This is a genomic window from Nocardia sp. SSK8 (assembly GCF_037034205.1).
GTDB lineage: Bacteria > Actinomycetota > Actinomycetes > Mycobacteriales > Mycobacteriaceae > Nocardia.
Genome location: NZ_JBAGKD010000003.1, coordinates 245,337 through 261,252, shown reverse-complemented (window position 1 = coordinate 261,252; position 15,916 = coordinate 245,337). Strand labels below are relative to the sequence as shown.

The following is a 15,916-nucleotide window of genomic DNA, read 5'->3' as shown; positions in this document are numbered from 1 at the left end:
GCAGGATGGGGGCATGACCTCAGCGGCTGGCGGTGATGTGCTCGATCTGACGGCTCCCGACCTGCGGGAACGGGCCGAGGAGTTGGTGCGTGAGCTGGCCGGGCCGGACGCCCGGCTGCGCGAGGACCAGTGGACGGCGATCGAGGCCCTGGTGGTGCAACGCCGCCGGGCCCTGGTCGTGCAGCGCACCGGGTGGGGCAAGTCGGCGGTGTACTTCATCGCCGCCAAGCTGCTGCGCGGAGCCGGGCGCGGGCCGACAGTGATCGTGTCGCCGTTGCTCGCGCTCATGCGCAACCAGGTGGCCGCCGCCGAACGGGCGGGGGTGGTGGCGGCCACCATCAACTCCGGCAATGTCACCGAGTGGGACGAGATCCATCAGCGGGTGGCCGAGGGCAGCGTCGACGTGCTGCTGGTGAGCCCGGAGCGGCTCAACAATCCGGATTTCCGCGATCAGGTGCTGCCGCGGCTGGCCGCCGACGCCGGGCTCGTGGTGATCGACGAGGCGCACTGCGTCTCGGACTGGGGCCACGATTTCCGGCCCGACTACCGCCGCATCCGCACCCTCATCGCGGATCTGGGGTCCGACGTCCCGGTGCTGGCGACCACCGCCACCGCCAACGACCGGGTCGTCACCGATGTGGCCGGACAGATCGGCACCGACACCCTGGTGCTGCGCGGCACCCTGGACCGCGAGTCGCTGCACCTGTCGGTGGTGCGATTCGACGACGCGGTGCAGCGCACGGCCTGGCTCGGCGAACAGCTGCACCGGCTGCCCGGCTCGGGCATCATCTACTGCCTCACCGTCGCCGCCGCGCACGACCTGGCCGACCTGCTGAACTCGCACGGCCACACCGTGGCCGCCTACACCGGTCAGACCGACCCGGCCGAACGCGAGGTGCTCGAGGCCGCGCTGCTGAACAACGAGGTCAAGGCGCTGATCGCCACCTCGGCGCTGGGTATGGGCTTCGACAAGCCCGATCTCGGCTTCGTCGTGCACGTGGGCGCGCCGTCCTCCCCCATCGCCTACTACCAGCAGGTGGGTCGCGCCGGGCGCGGCACCGACCGGGCCGAGGTGGTCCTGCTGCCCGGCCCCGAGGACGCCCGGATCTGGAGTTACTTCGCCTCCGTGGCCTTCCCGCGTGAGCACATCGTGCGCGCGGTACTGGCCGCGCTGGACCCGGACCGCCCGCTGTCCACGGTGGCGCTGGAACCGCTGGTGGAGCTGAACCGGTCGCGGCTGGAGATGGTGCTCAAGGTGCTCGACGTGGACGGGGCGGTGCGCCGGGTGCGCGGCGGCTGGCTGTCCACCGGCCAGGACTGGACCTACGACACCGAACGCTACGAACGCCTGGCCGCCGCCCGCGACAGCGAACAGCAGGCCATGATCGACTACCAATCCACCCCCACCTGCCGGATGACCTTCCTGCGCCGCCAGCTCGACGACCCCGGCCTGGCCGCCTTCGACGCCACCACTCCCGGCTGCGGGCGCTGCGACAACTGCACCGGCACCCGCCCCGACACCACCGTCGACGAGACCGCCGTCGCCGCGACCCGCGCCCGCCTGGACCGCCCCGGCCTCGACCTGGCCCCGCGCAAGCAGTGGCCCAGCGGGATGGCGAAACTGGGTGTGCCGCTCTCGGGCAAGATCACCGCGGGTGCCGAGACCGGCCGGGTCCTCGGCAGGCTCACCGACCTCGGGTGGGGCCGCCGCCTGCGCGCGCTGCTCGACGAGCCGGACGCACCCGTGCCCGACGCGGTGTTCGACGCCTGTATCGCGGTCCTGCGCGACTGGACCTGGGACACCCGCCCGGTCGCGGTGCTGGCCCTGGAATCCGCGCGCCACCCCCAGCTGACCACCAGCCTGGCGGCCCGGCTCGCGCAGGTCGGCAGGCTCGACGATCTCGGCACACTGCGCGACCGACCGGACCGCCCGCCGGTCTCGGCCGCGAACTCGGCGCACCGGGTGGCCGGGTTGTTCGACTCGTGGGAGGTGCCCGATCTGTCCGGCGTCGCCGGGCCGATCCTGCTCGTGGACACCCTCACCGACACCGGCTGGACGATGACGGTGGCCGCGCACGCCCTGCGCACCAGCGGCGCCGACGCCGTGCTGCCCTTCGCGCTGGCCACCCCGACCTGATCAGTCCGCGCGTGGGGGCTGCCCGCCCCCGCCGCGGTCCCGTACCCTCGAGCTCTACGCGCAGGTCAACCGGCCGAGACGGAGTCGTCGTGACATCCACCGCACCGAAGCTTCCCCCGCTGCCCGTGCTCCGCGCCCTGGATCGAGTGCGCGATCTGCTCGGCGGCCTGTACCGGCGGCTGGTCCCCGGGCACATCGCCCTGCTCGAATTGCAGATCGCCGGTTTCCTCTCCCAGGCCATCAGCGCGGCCGCCGACCTCGGGATCGCCGACGAGCTGGACGCGGGCCCGCGCACGGCGAGCCAGCTGGCGCGGGCACTCGACGTCGACGAGGAGGGCCTGCGCAGGCTGATGCGCCTGCTGGTGAGCTATCAGGTCTTCGGGCAGCGCCGCGACGGCGCCTACACCCTCACCCGGATGGGCACGGCCCTGCGCAGCGACGCCGAGGTGACGCTGCGGGATGTGGCCCGCTTCTTCGGCTCGCCGTTCCATCGCAGCCACTGGTCACATCTCAGCGACGCGGTCCGCACCGGCGAGGCGGTCGGCCCGGCCATCGACGGGGCGAGCTTCTTCGAGTACGCGGCCACCCACCGCGAGATCGGGGACCTGTTCGACCGGGCGATGTCCAGTGTCGGCACGCTCTCGATCGAACCGCTGCTCGCCGCCTACGATTTCGGCCGGTTCGACGCGCTGGTCGATGTCGGCGGCGGGCAGGGCAACCTGCTCGCGGAGATCCTGCGGCGGCATCCGGCCGCGCACGGCACCGTGTTCGACCTGCCCGGCGTGGTCGACGACCTGACCGCCGAGCTCGCCGAGGCCGGGCTGGCCGCCCGCTGCACGGTCGAGAGCGGGTCGTTCTTCGAGGAGGTGCCCGCGGGCGCCGACGCCTACCTGCTCAAGCACATCGTGCACGACTGGTCCGACGAGCGGGCCGAGCAGATCCTGCGCACCGTGCGCCGCGCGATGGCCCCCTCGGCGACGCTGCTGCTGATCGAGCTGGTGCTGCCCGAGCACGACCGGCCGCACCCGGGCAAGTTCATCGATCTGGAGATGCTGGTGAACACCGACGGCGGCCACGAACGCACCGAAACCCAGTTCCGCGACCTGCTCGCGCGCAGCGGCTTCACTCTCACCCGCACGGTGCCCACCGCCGCGCCGGACTGTGTGCTCGAAGCAGTGGCCCACTGACTCCCGCTCGACACGCCGCCGCCGATTAGGTGCGCGCCCGGGCACCAGTGCTTCAATGCGGCTATGACCAGGACCACATTTGCTCGAAACCTGATGGCCGTCGCCGCGGGCTGTGCGGCCGGATTCACCCTCTTCACCGCGCCCGCGCAGGCGACGAACGAGAACCCGCTCGACTGCGCCGGGGTACCGGGCGCCCAGGCCGCCGCCGACCGCGAGAGCGCCGCGCGCGGCATCCCGATCACCCCGCTGTGCTTCAGCGGCGGCCTCTACAGCGGCATCCACGCCGGTATCCCGCTGGCCGTGCTGAACCCGCTGACCATGCCCGGCACCGCGAGCGTGTGCATGGACGAGCGCGGAACCGTCGAGGCGGCGGCCAAGTTCGAATGGACCGACCGCGTCCACGTGATGCCGATGTGCATCCAGAACCGGGCGTTCGGGGTGTACGAGCTGTAGCCGCCCGCTGCCCCACCGCGCTGTGCTCCGCGGCGCGGTGGGCTCGCTCGGCTAGGGTTGCCGCTGTGGCCAAGTCAGCGACTCCGGCTGTCGAACTGCCGGTCGGCGAGCACACGGTGCGGGTGAGCAACCCGGACCGGGTGTACTTCCCCGAGCTGGGCGCGACCAAGCTCGACCTGGTGCGGTACTACCTGAGCGTGGGTGACGGCATCGTCAACGCGCTGCGCGACCGGCCGTGCATGCTGCACCGTTTCCCGAAGGGCCTCCCGGGCGGGAAAGTACACCAGAAGCGGCTGCCCGGCGGTGCGCCGGACTGGATCTCGACGGTGCGCGTGTACTTTCCGCGCTACGGCAGACACGCCGACGAATTGTGCGTCCAGCGACTCGCCGACGTCATCTGGGCGGTGCAGATGTCCACGGTCGAATTCCACCCCTGGAACTCCCGGGCCACCGACACCGAATCCCCCGACGAATGGCGCATCGACCTCGATCCCATGCCGGACTGCCCCTGGACACGGGTGCGGCGGGTGGCCGGGGTGGTGCACGAGGTGCTCGACGAGCTCGGGGCGGTCGGCTGGCCCAAGACCTCCGGCGGGTCGGGCCTGCACGTGTACGTGCGGATCGCGCCGGAGTTCGGCTTCCAGCAGGTCCGCCGGGCGGCACTGGCATTCGCGCACGAAGTGCGGCGGCGCGCGCCCGCCGACGTGACCACGGCCTGGTGGCGCAAGGACCGCGATCCGGCGCAGCTGTTCGTCGACTACAACCAGAACGCCCGCGACCACACCATCGCCGCCGCCTACTCGGTGCGCGGGGTGCCTGCCGCGACGGTCTCGACACCGGTGCGCTGGAGCGAGATCGACGCGATCCACCCCCGCGATTTCACCCTGTCCACCGTGCCCGCCCGCTACGCCGAACTCGGCGACATCCAGGCCGGGATGGACGACGCCGTCTTCGACCTCACCCCGCTGCTGGAACTGGCCGACCGGCACGGCGTCGACGAACCGGTCGACCTCGACGAGTGAGCGGAACCCTTCCGCGCGGGCTGATCGCCGGGCTGCGCTGGCGCGCCCGAGCGGGAAGAATCGACACTCGCACCCGGAGCCGCCGCGCGCCCCGGTCACGCCGATGACCCAGGAGGTCTCAGTGCAGGAACCCACGATCGCGATCGGACCCGATCAGCCTGCCTCGCGGCTGCTGGAGAAGGCCGTGCTCGGCGCGGGCGCGCGGATCGGCGCGCTGGCCGAGGCCGACGCGCTGATCTGGATCGGCACGCCGGGCGACTTCCCGCGGACGCTGCCCGGCTCCGTGCGCTGGGTCCAGCTGCCCGCCGCGGGCATCGAGGACTTCTTCGCGGCCGGGGTGTTCGAGGCCCACCCCAGCGTGACATTCACCTCCGCGGCGGGCGCGTTCGCCCACAGCGTCGCCGAGCACGCGCTCACGCTGCTGCTGGCCGGGGTGCGGTATCTGCCCGAGCATCTGCGCGCGAGCTCCTGGCGTCAGCGCGAGTTCTTCCCGCACGTCGGGTCGTTGCGCGGCAAGACGGTGACCATCGTCGGGGCGGGCGGGATCGGCCGGGCGCTGATCCCGCTGCTGGCGCCGCTGGGCGCGCACGTCATCGCGGTGAACCGCTCGGGGCGCCCGGTGACCGGGCCCGGCATTCCCGGCGATGTGGAGACCGTGCCCACCGAGCAGCTGGGCCGGGTGTGGTCGCACACCGACCACGTGGTGATCGCCGCGCCCGCGACCGCGCAGACCCGCCACCTCGTCGGCGCCGACGAGCTGGCCCGGCTCAAGCCGTCCTCGTGGGTGATCAATGTGGCCCGAGGCAGCCTGGTCGACACGGCGGCGCTGGTCGACGCGCTCGCGCGGGGCGTGATCGGCGGCGCGGGACTCGATGTCACCGAGCCGGAGCCGCTGCCCGACGGCCATCCCCTGTGGGACCTGCCGAACGCCATCATCACCCCGCACGACTCCAACCCACCGCAGCTGCGGCTGGCCGCCTTCGCCGATCACGTGGGCGCGAATGTGGCCCGGTTCGTCGCGGACGAGCCGCTCGCGGCGCTCATCGATCCGGCCCGCGGCTACTGAACGATCCGGTTCCCGCGCAACATTTCCGTTCGGATGTATGACAGGTGAACGGTAGGCCGGAATCGGACAGTACGGATAGGCTGTCCTGGTCCTGGCTCGGTAAGGATGGGATCGGCAATGGGATGGACCTTCACCGCTGACGAATTCGCGCACGTCTGGCGGGAATCGGGTCAGGATCGCCTGCCGTTTCCGATCCGGGTGCTGGAATCACCGCACACCGAACACGAGGCCACCCGGCTGCGCGCCGGACTCGATCAGCGACTACCCGGCGGCGGTGATCCCGACCTGACCGCCTGTCTGCGGATCATCGCCGCACCCCACGCCCGGATCGTGCTGGTCGGCGGCGGGCACACACCGGGCAGCGAGGTCCGCCTGCTCGCCTGCGCCGTCTACGACCGGGCCGTGCTGGTGCGCCAGGAACCCGGCAACCGGCCCGATTACGGTGGCAGCGTCCGGGTTTCGATCGGGCACACCGCCGGAATGGGCGCCCGGATCACCGCGTGTCTGCCCGACACGCCGCCGGGTCGCGAACCCGCACGCGAGGCCGCCACCGAGGCCGTGCGCGACGAGGAGACGGTGATCGCCACCCACCCGGCGGTGCCCCGTATCCAGCGATTATTGCGGCGCAGGCACACCGCCGAGGGCCATATCCGCATCGAGACGGGGCTGGACCGCGACACGCCAGCCCCGCCGGTGCACTACAGCTGGATCGACGTCGCCGGAGACGGCCGCTACCTGCTCCGAGCAGGGGAAACGGTGCACGTGGTGCCCGCGACGACCGGTCAGCTCGCCGCCCAGCTCCAGCGCAGGTTGGCACCGGCGCACAGTTCGCACAGCAGACGGTCCGGCTAGCCTGGACCGCAGACGCATCATCTGGAGGGGAGACGCGATGACGATCGAGAGCAGCCGGGCCGAGATCTCCCGGTTCCGCACCGCCGCCGCGACGGGGACGCTGAAGTTCGAACCCGAGGCCGCGCGCCGCTGCGCACAGCTCTACGAACAGCAGGCCGACCAGCTCGGGCAGTTACGTCAGCGCCTCGAATCCGCGTCCGAGGCAGGCGGTTTCGGAGGTTTCGTCTCCGCGCAGCAGCTGCAGGCCGGTTTCGCGCACAAGGCCCGCGACGCGGCCTCGCTCATCGATCACTACATCGAGGCGGCCTACCGGATGAAAGAGGCGTTCCTGCTCAGCGGGGGCCTCTACGACGAGGCCGATGCCGCGGCCGCCGCCGCCCTGCGCGCCGTCGAAACCCGGATGCGCTGATGAGCGGAACCGACCCCACCTACATCAGCGCCATGGAGCATTTCGAATCCATGCCGCACGAACAGATCTACGCCCGCACCCAGCAGATCGACGCCGGGGCCGTGCTCGGCGCGTCGATGGCCTGGCTGGAGGCCGCGGCGGCGCTGAGCACCACCATGCCGATCACCAAGGCCGATGCCGACCGGGTGATCAACGAGGCGGGCTGGGAGGGCGCCGCCGCCGAGGCCGCCTTCGCCAGCACCCGCAGCTTCGCCGCCGCCCTCGACGACCTGGCCGGGGTCGCCGCGGAGGTCGGCGCCCGGCTCGGCGGGGTGGCGGCCGCCGCCGAGGCGGTGAAACTGGCCGTGGTCGCGCCCGGCGATTCGGGCCCCATCGGCACCATCGCGCGGCTGCTGGAATCGGCCCAGGTGATCGACGCCCAGATGGCGGCCGAGGCCCTACGCCAGGAAGCCGTGCTGGCCATGAACATGATCTACAAGCCCGCGTACTCCCTCGCGGGCACCGGCGTCCCCGCCCTCCCCGCACCACCCGGCACCCGGGGCCCGGAATCACCCGCCCCACAGAACGGTTCACCGTCCAGACCGCAGACTTCACCGGGCCAGCCGCAGGTGGACACGCCGCAAGGCACTGCGCCGGAAGACAATTCACCCCAGAACCCCGGCACCTCGACACCGCCCGCTGTGGATGCCCCGGCACCGACCGACAGCGCACCGAAAAGCCCGGCGCCAACGGCTCCCCCATCGACAGACAGCGCCCCAACGCCTGCCGAAAGTACTCCGGCACCGACCGACAGCGCACCCGAAAGCCCGGCACCCACAACTCCTCCACCGACCGACAGCACCCCGGCGCCTGCCGAAAACACCCCGGCACCAACGACTCCGGCGCCGGGCGCCCCCGAGGCGACCGTTCCTCCGTCGACCCCGAGTACGCCCGAACCCACAGAACCTCCGGCGCCGAATACGTCCGAAACGACGGCACCACCGTCTGCCCCTGCCCCTGCGCCCCAGGCCGATCCGCAACCCCCGGAAGCGCCCGCACCCTCCAGCGAGGCACCCGCGCCTCCCGCACCGACACAACAGGAATCGACCCCGACCACCACCGAAGCCCCGGCACCTACCCAGGACCAGCCGCCGCTCCCGAACCCGGAGCCACCGCAGCCGAGCCCGCCCACGGCGCAGGAGCCGCCGACTCCGGACCAGCCCGCACCCCCACCGGATGCTCCGGCACCGCCGTCGAACGAGGCTCCCCCTCCGGTGGAACAGCCTGCGCCCCAGCAGGTTCCGGCTCCGCTACCCGGACCGGTCCCCGGCGGACCCGACATGTCCGACCCGGGTGGTCAACCGGGTGTCACCGGGCCGATCCCCGGCGCGCAGAGCCCCCAGCCCGCACCGGCCCCACCCCCGCTGTCTCCGGCGGACCTGGACCAGCCAGGAGTCATCCCGCCCCGCCCCTGATCGAAGTCTCGCGGCCGCCTGGGTGACCAGGCGGGGTGAGAAAGGGGCGACCTCTCAGCCGGGAAGTGCTCGCGACTGATCGCCTGGGTGCCCGGTGGGCCGAAGGTTCCCCGGCGGTGCAACCCGCCCGATCCGGCAGCGCGAAGCAAGGCATCGCGATCTGGGCGCCGGGGACGCCGCTCGGACCTCGACCAGGTCGTCGGCGTGGATGACGACCCGGCGAGATGAGCAGGGCGACTGCTGTCCACCGGCGAATTGCTCGCGGGCGGGACGAGAAACGGGCAACCCGCTCTCCGTCGGCGAAATCCTCGCGGGCAAGACGAGAAACGGGCAACCCGCTCACCGCCTGTGAAATGCCAGCGGCCCGGGCGGGGGCCGGAGTGCCCCGTGGCGCATCCGCCCGATCCGGCAGTGCGGAGCAGGGCGACGGGGCCCGGCGTGTGGACTCAGACCTTGACCAGGTCGTCGGCGTGGATGACCGGGCGTTGCATGGTGTCGGGGAGGTCGGTGGTGGAGCGGCCGAGCATGGTGGTGAGTTCGGTGCTGTCGTATTCGACGACGCCGCGGGCGATGACCTGGTTGTCGGGGCTGACCAGGTCGACCACGTCGCCGCCGAAGAAGCGGCCGCGGATGCCGGTGATGCCCGCGGCGAGCAGGGAGCGGCGTTCGGTGACGGCGGTGACGGCGCCCGCGTCGAGCAGAACGGCGCCGCGGGTGTCGGCGGCGTGGCGGACCCAGAACTTGCGGCCGGACAGGCGGACCGGGCGGGCGGCGAAGGCGGTGCCGACGGTGCCGTCGGTGAGGGCGGTCGCGGCCTCGGCGGCTGAGGCCAGCAGGACCGGGATGCCCGCGTCGGCGGCGAGGCGGGCGGCGGAGAGCTTGGAGGCCATGCCGCCGGTGCCGAGCGCGCCGCCGCTGCCCGCGATGACACCGTCGAGATCGGCGCTGCCGCGGACCTCGGGAATGAAGCTGGCGGCGCCCTTGCGCGGGTCGCCGTCGTAGAGCCCGGCGACATCGGAGAGCAGGATCAGCGCGTCGGCGCCGACCAGGTGCGCCACCAGGGCGGCGAGGCGGTCGTTGTCGCCGAAGCGCAGTTCCTCGGTGGCGACGGTGTCGTTCTCGTTGACCACCGCGACCGCGCCGAGCGAGCGCAGCCGGTCCAGGGTGCGCTGGGCGTTGCGGTGGTGCTCGCGGCGGGCGAAATCGTCGGCGGAGAGCAGGATCTGGCCGACGGTGCGGTCGTACCGGGCGAAGGAGGTGCCCCAGGCGTGCGCGAGGGCGAGCTGGCCGACACTGGCGGCGGCCTGTTTGGTGGCGAGGTCCTTGGGCCTGCGCGACAGGCCGAGCGGCGCGATGCCCGCGCCGATCGCGCCCGAGGACACGACCACCACATCCGACCCCGCGCGCATCCGCGCTTCCACGGCGTCGGCGAGCCGGTCCAGCCGGTCGGTGTCGAGACCGCCCTCGAGGCTGGTCAGCGCCGACGATCCGATCTTCACCACGACCGCGCGCGCCGACACGATGGCCTGGCGCGCCGCGCTCAGTTCCGAACTCACCCGCATTGCTCTACTCCCTGCACCGCGATCACCGTCGTCGACGGTCCCGGCTCACGCCGGTGACCCACCGCAGTATGCCGATCGAACGACCGCGCACGACACCGGTTTTCCGGCCGGGCCGCCGCGGCCGGACCCTACTTCCCGTTCTCGTCGAGCAGGCCGCGGCGCGCCCGCGAGGCGTGCTTGCGCTCGGCCGCGCCGACCCGGTCGTTGTTCTCCAGTCGCACGTCGGTCCCTCGGCCGGTCGGCACGATGTCGACGCCCGCGGCGACCTGCGGCTCCCATTCGAACGACACGTCGCCGATGGTCACCGAGCAGCCCGGCTCGGCGCCCTGCTTGACCAGCTCGGCCTCCACACCCAGCCGCGCGAGACGATCGGCGAGGTAGCCCACGGCCTCGTCGTTGTCGAACTGGGTCTGGCGCACCCACCGCTCCGGGCGGGTACCGCGCACGATGAAACCGCCGGGCTCCTGCGGATCGGCGATCACGCTGAAACCGGACTCGTCGGCCGCGATCGGGCGGATCACCGGGCGCTTCGCGGCGGCCTTGGGGTGATCCTCGCGGTACTGGCGGACCATGTCGGCCAGCGCGAAGGTCAACGGGCGCAGGCCCGCCCGGCTCACCGCGGAGATCTCGAACACCGGCCAGCCGCGTTCGGTGAACTCGGCGGTCACCATCTCGGCCAGCTCGGCCGCGTCGGGGACATCGGTCTTGTTGAGGATCACCACGCGCGGCCGGTCGGCCAGCTCGCCCAGGCTCGCGTCCCCGGACAGCGCGGGCTTGTAGGCGGCCAGTTCGGCCTCGAGCGCGTCGACATCGGAGACCGGGTCGCGGCCGGGTTCCAGGGTGGCGCAGTCGACCACGTGCGCGAGCACCGCGCAGCGTTCCAGATGGCGCAGGAAGTCCAGGCCGAGGCCGCGGCCGTCGCTGGCGCCGGGGATCAGGCCGGGCACGTCGGCGACGGTGAAGGTGGTATCGCCGGAGGCCACCACGCCCAGGTTCGGGACCAGGGTGGTGAACGGGTAGTCGGCGATCTTGGGCTTGGCGGCGGAGAGCACCGACACCAGCGAGGACTTGCCCGCCGACGGGAACCCGACCAGGCCGACGTCGGCGACCGACTTCAGCTCCAGGACCAGGTCGAGCTCTTCGCCCTCTTCGCCGAGCAGCGCGAAACCGGGCGCCTTGCGCGCCTTGGACGCCAGCGAGGCATTGCCCAGGCCACCGCGGCCGCCCTTGGCGACGACGAACTGGTTGCCCACGCCGACCAGGTCGACGACGACCTTGCCGTCGCCGTCGACCACCACGGTGCCGTCGGGCACCTTGAGCACCAGGTCGGTGCCCTGCTTGCCGTCGCGGTTGCCACCCTCGCCCGGCTTGCCGTTGCCCGCCTTGGCGTGCGGGTGGAAGTGGAAGTCGAGCAGGGTGTGGACATTGGCGTCGACTTCGAGGATCACGTCCCCGCCGTTGCCGCCGTTGCCGCCGTCGGGCCCGCCGAGCGGCTTGAACTTCTCACGATGCACCGAGGCGCAACCGTGTCCACCTCTACCGGCACGAACATGCAGCACGACGCGGTCGATGAATTTGGACATGGGTTGATCCTCCTCCTTCTGACTGGTCGTTGGCGGTAGGGGGTGACGGACACGACAGAGCGGGTCAGGGAAACAACCCTGACCCGCTCCGGTGTCCGTGGGGAGCCGACGCTCCAGGCGGTCAGGCCTGGACCGGCTCCGGGACGACGATGTTGACGGTCTTGCGGCCACGCTTGGTGCCGAACTCGACCGCGCCCGCCGCGAGGGCGAACAGGGTGTCGTCGCCACCACGACCGACGTTCACGCCGGGGTGGAAGTGGGTTCCGCGCTGACGGACCAGGATCTCGCCCGCGCTGACCTTCTGGCCACCGAAGCGCTTCACGCCGAGGCGCTGGGCGTTGGAATCACGACCGTTCCGGGAGCTGGATGCACCCTTCTTATGTGCCATTGCTTCGTCTCCTCGGGAATTCTTACTTGATGCCGGTGACCTTGATGACCGTCAGCGGCTGACGGTGACCCTGGCGCTTGTGGTAGCCGGTCTTGTTCTTGAACTTGTGGATCCGGATCTTCGGGCCCTTGGTCTGGTCGACGACCTCGGCGGCCACGGAGATCTTGGCCAGCTTGTCGGCGTCGGTGGTCAGCTCGGCGCCGTCGACGACGAGAACCGGGGTCAGGGCCACGGCGGTGCCGGGCGCGCCCTCGATCTTCTCGACCTTCACCAGGTCACCGACCGCGACCTTGTACTGCTTTCCGCCGGTCTTGACGATTGCGTACGCTGCCATCGGTCGGCTTCCTCCACTCACGTTGGTCCTGCACATGTTCGCGCCACAAACTGCGACGCGGTATTTCTGGGCTCATCCCCGCATCGGCGGGGGAAGAACTTCGGCTGCCTGCGGAATCATCCGGCCGTGCGGCCGGATGCTCAATCGCGGGGCAGCGACCGACCTAGGCTACCAGAACGGTTACCGCTCCCCCAATTCGGCCGGTCAAGGCCGAATCGAGGGAGCGCCGGATCAATTCGTGCCGTCCGCCGGGGCGCCCGCGGGACGGCCCACCGCGCGCCTGCGCGGCTTGCGTTCCGGGACCACCACCGGTTCCGCGGCGAAGTCCACCACGGCCGTGGGCGGCTGCTCGCTCGCCGAGAGGACGAACACCGCGCCCGCGCTGTCCGGCGCGGGAGCCGCGGTCGAACGGGCCACCCGGCGCCTGCGGGTCCGGGGTGCGGGCTCCTCGGCGACGGGGGCGGGCTCGGGCTCGGCTGCGGGCTCGGCGACCGCCACCTCGGGCTCGACGGCAGCGGCTTCGGCCTCGGCGGCTTCGGCCGCTGGCTCGGCGATCGTGGCCTCGGTGACCGCGTCGGCTTCGACAGCGGCCTCGGCGTCAGCAGCCGCTTCCGGCTCGGCCGGGATGACCCCGGTCAGCGCCGGGCTCTCCGTGGCCGTCTCCGCCTGCGCACCCGCGTTCCGGCTCGCCCGCCGCGACCGCGAACGCGACCGCCTGGCCGGTTCGGCGGGCGCCTGCGTGGTCTCCGCCTCGGCGGTCACGGTCTCGGCGGTCGCCTCGTCGGCGGACTCGCCCTCCTCGCCGTGGTGGGCGGCCATCGCGAGCGCGACCGGGTGGGCCCGCTTGACCGCGATGTCCTCCTCCCCGTGCTCGGGGTGCGGCGCGGTGCCGTTGGACGCCGGGGTGGCGGCCGCGGGCTGCTTGTCGCGGTCCTTGTCCTTGCCGCGGCGGCGCCGCGTTCCGCCCTCCTTGGCCCGCGGCTCCTCGGCCGAGGACCCGGCGTCGACCGGGTAGGAGTGCACCAGGATGCCCCGGCCGTGGCAGGTCTCACAGGTGGTGGAGAACGCCTCGACCAGGCCGGTGCCGAGCTTCTTGCGGGTCATCTGGACCAGGCCCAGCGAGGTGACCTCGGAGACCTGGTGCCGGGTGCGGTCGCGGCCGAGCGCCTCGGTGAGGCGGCGCAGCACCAGATCGCGGTTGGACTCGAGCACCATGTCGATGAAGTCGACGACGATCATGCCGCCGATATCGCGCAGCCGCATCTGGCGCACGATCTCCTCGGCCGCCTCCAGATTGTTCTTGGTGACGGTCTCCTCGAGGTTCGACGAGCCCGAACCGGTGAACTTGCCGGTGTTGACGTCGACGACGGTCATCGCCTCGGTGCGGTCGATCACCAGGGTGCCGCCGGAGGGCAGCCACACCTTGCGGTCGAGCGCCTTGGCCAGCTGCTCGTCGATCCGGAAGGTGTCGAACACGTCGACGCCGTTGTTCTCGTGCCGGTTCACCCGCGGCAGCAGGTCCGGCGCGACGGTGCGCACGTAGTTCTCGACCGTGGTCCAGGCGCGGTCACCCTCGATGACCAGCTTGGCGAAGTCCTCGTTGAACAGATCGCGGATGACCTTGACCAGCATGTCCGGCTCTTCGTAGAGCGCCTTGGGTGCCTCCTTGCCCGCACCCTTCGAGGCCTCCTCGATGGTGCGCCAGGTGGCCTGCAGCCGCTCGACGTCACGGGCCAGTTCGGCCTCGCTGACACCCTCGGACGCGGTCCGGATGATCACGCCCGCGTCGGCGGGCACGATGTCGCGCAGGATCTCCTTGAGCCGCTTGCGCTCGGTGTCGGGCAGCTTGCGGCTGATCCCGGTGGAGGTGCCACCCGGCACGTACACCAGGAAGCGGCCCGCGAGCGAGATCTGGGTGGTCAGGCGGGCGCCCTTGTGCCCGACCGGGTCCTTGGAGACCTGCACCAGCACCTGATCGCCCGGCTTGAGCGCCTGCTCGATCTTGCGTTCCTTACCGCCCAGACCGGCGGCCTCCCAGTTCACCTCACCGGCGTAGAGCACGCCGTTGCGGCCGCGGCCGATGTCGATGAACGCCGCCTCCATGCTGGGCAGCACGTTCTGCACCTTGCCGAGGTAGACATTGCCCACCATCGACGCCTGGCCGGAACTGGTGACGAAGTGCTCGACGAGGATGTTGTCCTCGAGCACCGCGACCTGGGTGGTGATCTGGTGACCCGGCGCGTGCTCGGCGGCGTCGAAGGACTTCTCGCGCACGACCATCACCCGGTCCACCGCCTCGCGGCGGGCCAGGAACTCCGACTCGGTCAGGATCGGCGGACGGCGGCGCCCGGCCTCGCGGCCGTCGCGGCGGCGCTGGCGCTTGGCCTCGAGCCGGGTGGACCCGGAGATGCCCTGCACCTCGTCGGACCCGGAGCGGCCGCGGCTCTTGTTGCGCGGCTCGCGCTCGTGCACGACGGTGTTGGGCGGATCGTCGTCGGCGGTGGCGTCCTCACCGGACTCGCCACCGACCTTGCGACGCCGACGGCGACGGCGGCGACGGCTCGCGCCCTCGGGCAGGGCGTCCTCGTCGTCCTCGTCGGAGTCGTCGGTCTGCTCGGCGGTCTCGGTGCTCGGCTCGCTCGTGGTGGCAGCGGGCTCGTCGTCGGTGTCGGACTCGTCGGTCTCGGTGTCGTCGCCGTCGGCGGACTGCTCGCCGCGACCGCGGCCCCGGCCCCGGCGGCCGCGGCGGCGACGGCGCGGCTGGCCGTCGGCGTCGTGGTCACCGGACTGGTCGGTGTCGGTGTCGGTCTCGGTGGTCTCGGCGACGGGGGCCTCGGCAGGCTCGGCCTCGGCCACCGTGGGCTCGGCCTCGCGCTCCTCGGCGGCGGGCTCGTCGGTGCGCTTGGCGCGCGTGCTGCGGCGGCGCTTGCGGGCCTCCTCGGCGGCGGTGGCGTCCGGCGGCAGGAACAGCGGCGCGGCCACGGCGGGCGCCTCGAAGGCGACCGGCTCGGCGGGGGCGGGGGTCTCGGTCTCCCGGTGGGTGAACAGCCCGGTGTGCGCGTCATCGGCCGTAGAGGGGAAGACCTCGTCGGTGCGCGCCACCTCGGGGGCGGAGAACAGTGCCGCGGCGGGCGCGGAGGTGGTGTCGGCCGGTTGCTCGGCGGCGGGGGTGGCGGCGGTCGGCGCCGGGGATGCTGGGGATTCGCCGGTCGCGGTGTCGGCGGCGATCGCGTCGCGCACGGTCTCGGCGACCGCCCGGTCGACATTGGATTGGACGCTGCGCGCCTCGGTTCCCAGTTCGGCCAGTTTGGCCAGGATGCGCTTGCTGGTTACTCCCAGTCGCTTGGCCAGTGCATGAACTCGAATTCGCTCCGGCAATTGATCGGCATCCTGTTGTGTTGTGTCCAGCGGCTCTTGATCGGCCACGAAGTCTCCTCGGGCCCCCGGGCGCGTCCATCCCCGGTACGGG

Annotated in this window: 13 protein-coding genes; 8 read left to right on the top strand and 5 right to left on the bottom strand. The window is 72.0% G+C overall.

Annotation, left to right across the window (positions count from 1 at the left end):
- Nucleotides 1–13: 13 nt before the first annotated feature.
- The 8 genes from WA675_RS07970 (at nucleotide 14) to WA675_RS07935 (ending at nucleotide 8,580) form a co-directional block, all read left to right on the top strand.
- Nucleotides 14–2,137 (top strand): RecQ family ATP-dependent DNA helicase, encoded by a 2,124-nt coding sequence (locus WA675_RS07970; RefSeq protein WP_336083215.1) that lies wholly within the window; start codon nucleotides 14–16, stop codon nucleotides 2,135–2,137.
- Between the two features lie 89 nt (nucleotides 2,138–2,226).
- Nucleotides 2,227–3,324 carry a methyltransferase gene (locus WA675_RS07965; RefSeq protein WP_336083213.1) on the top strand — a complete coding sequence of 366 codons (1,098 nt, stop codon included), beginning with the start codon at nucleotides 2,227–2,229 and terminating at the stop codon, nucleotides 3,322–3,324.
- Nucleotides 3,325–3,387: 63 nt separating this feature from the next.
- Entirely contained in the window at nucleotides 3,388–3,777 is a 390-nt protein-coding gene (locus WA675_RS07960) for a hypothetical protein (RefSeq protein WP_336083212.1), read from the top strand.
- A gap of 65 nt (nucleotides 3,778–3,842) precedes the next feature.
- Nucleotides 3,843–4,799 carry a non-homologous end-joining DNA ligase gene (gene ligD / locus WA675_RS07955; protein WP_336083211.1) on the top strand — a complete coding sequence of 319 codons (957 nt, stop codon included), beginning with the start codon at nucleotides 3,843–3,845 and terminating at the stop codon, nucleotides 4,797–4,799.
- Nucleotides 4,800–4,902: 103 nt separating this feature from the next.
- Nucleotides 4,903–5,865 carry a D-isomer specific 2-hydroxyacid dehydrogenase family protein gene (locus WA675_RS07950; protein ID WP_336083210.1) on the top strand — a complete coding sequence of 321 codons (963 nt, stop codon included), beginning with the start codon at nucleotides 4,903–4,905 and terminating at the stop codon, nucleotides 5,863–5,865.
- 117 nt (nucleotides 5,866–5,982) lie between these two features.
- Complete coding sequence (locus WA675_RS07945) at nucleotides 5,983–6,717, top strand: ESX secretion-associated protein EspG (RefSeq protein ID WP_336083208.1); 735 nt, start codon at nucleotides 5,983–5,985, stop codon at nucleotides 6,715–6,717.
- 37 nt (nucleotides 6,718–6,754) lie between these two features.
- Nucleotides 6,755–7,126 (top strand): hypothetical protein, encoded by a 372-nt coding sequence (locus tag WA675_RS07940; RefSeq protein ID WP_336083207.1) that lies wholly within the window; start codon nucleotides 6,755–6,757, stop codon nucleotides 7,124–7,126.
- Nucleotides 7,126–8,580: a hypothetical protein gene (locus tag WA675_RS07935; RefSeq protein WP_336083205.1), complete on the top strand. Its 1,455-nt coding sequence runs from the start codon at nucleotides 7,126–7,128 to the stop codon at nucleotides 8,578–8,580. Before WA675_RS07940 ends, WA675_RS07935 begins: the two co-directional genes overlap by 1 nt.
- Before the next feature lie 446 nt (nucleotides 8,581–9,026).
- On the opposite strand, the gene proB is transcribed toward WA675_RS07935, so the two are convergent.
- The 5 genes from proB to WA675_RS07910 all read right to left on the bottom strand — a co-directional run bounded on the left by proB (nucleotide 9,027) and on the right by WA675_RS07910 (nucleotide 15,873).
- Nucleotides 9,027–10,124 carry a glutamate 5-kinase gene (gene proB / locus WA675_RS07930; protein ID WP_336083590.1) on the bottom strand — a complete coding sequence of 366 codons (1,098 nt, stop codon included), beginning with the start codon at nucleotides 10,122–10,124 and terminating at the stop codon, nucleotides 9,027–9,029.
- Between the two features lie 146 nt (nucleotides 10,125–10,270).
- A complete protein-coding gene (gene obgE / locus WA675_RS07925) occupies nucleotides 10,271–11,725 on the bottom strand; it encodes a GTPase ObgE (RefSeq protein ID WP_336083204.1) in 1,455 nt (484 codons plus the stop codon).
- A 121-nt stretch (nucleotides 11,726–11,846) separates the two neighbouring features.
- Nucleotides 11,847–12,113 (bottom strand): 50S ribosomal protein L27, encoded by a 267-nt coding sequence (rpmA, locus tag WA675_RS07920; protein ID WP_067486232.1) that lies wholly within the window; start codon nucleotides 12,111–12,113, stop codon nucleotides 11,847–11,849.
- 22 nt (nucleotides 12,114–12,135) lie between these two features.
- Nucleotides 12,136–12,447: a 50S ribosomal protein L21 gene (gene rplU / locus WA675_RS07915; protein WP_043649061.1), complete on the bottom strand. Its 312-nt coding sequence runs from the start codon at nucleotides 12,445–12,447 to the stop codon at nucleotides 12,136–12,138.
- 231 nt (nucleotides 12,448–12,678) lie between these two features.
- Nucleotides 12,679–15,873, bottom strand: a complete 3,195-nt coding sequence (locus WA675_RS07910) for a translation initiation factor IF-2 N-terminal domain-containing protein (protein WP_336083201.1) — start codon at nucleotides 15,871–15,873, stop codon at nucleotides 12,679–12,681.
- Nucleotides 15,874–15,916: the final 43 nt, after the last annotated feature.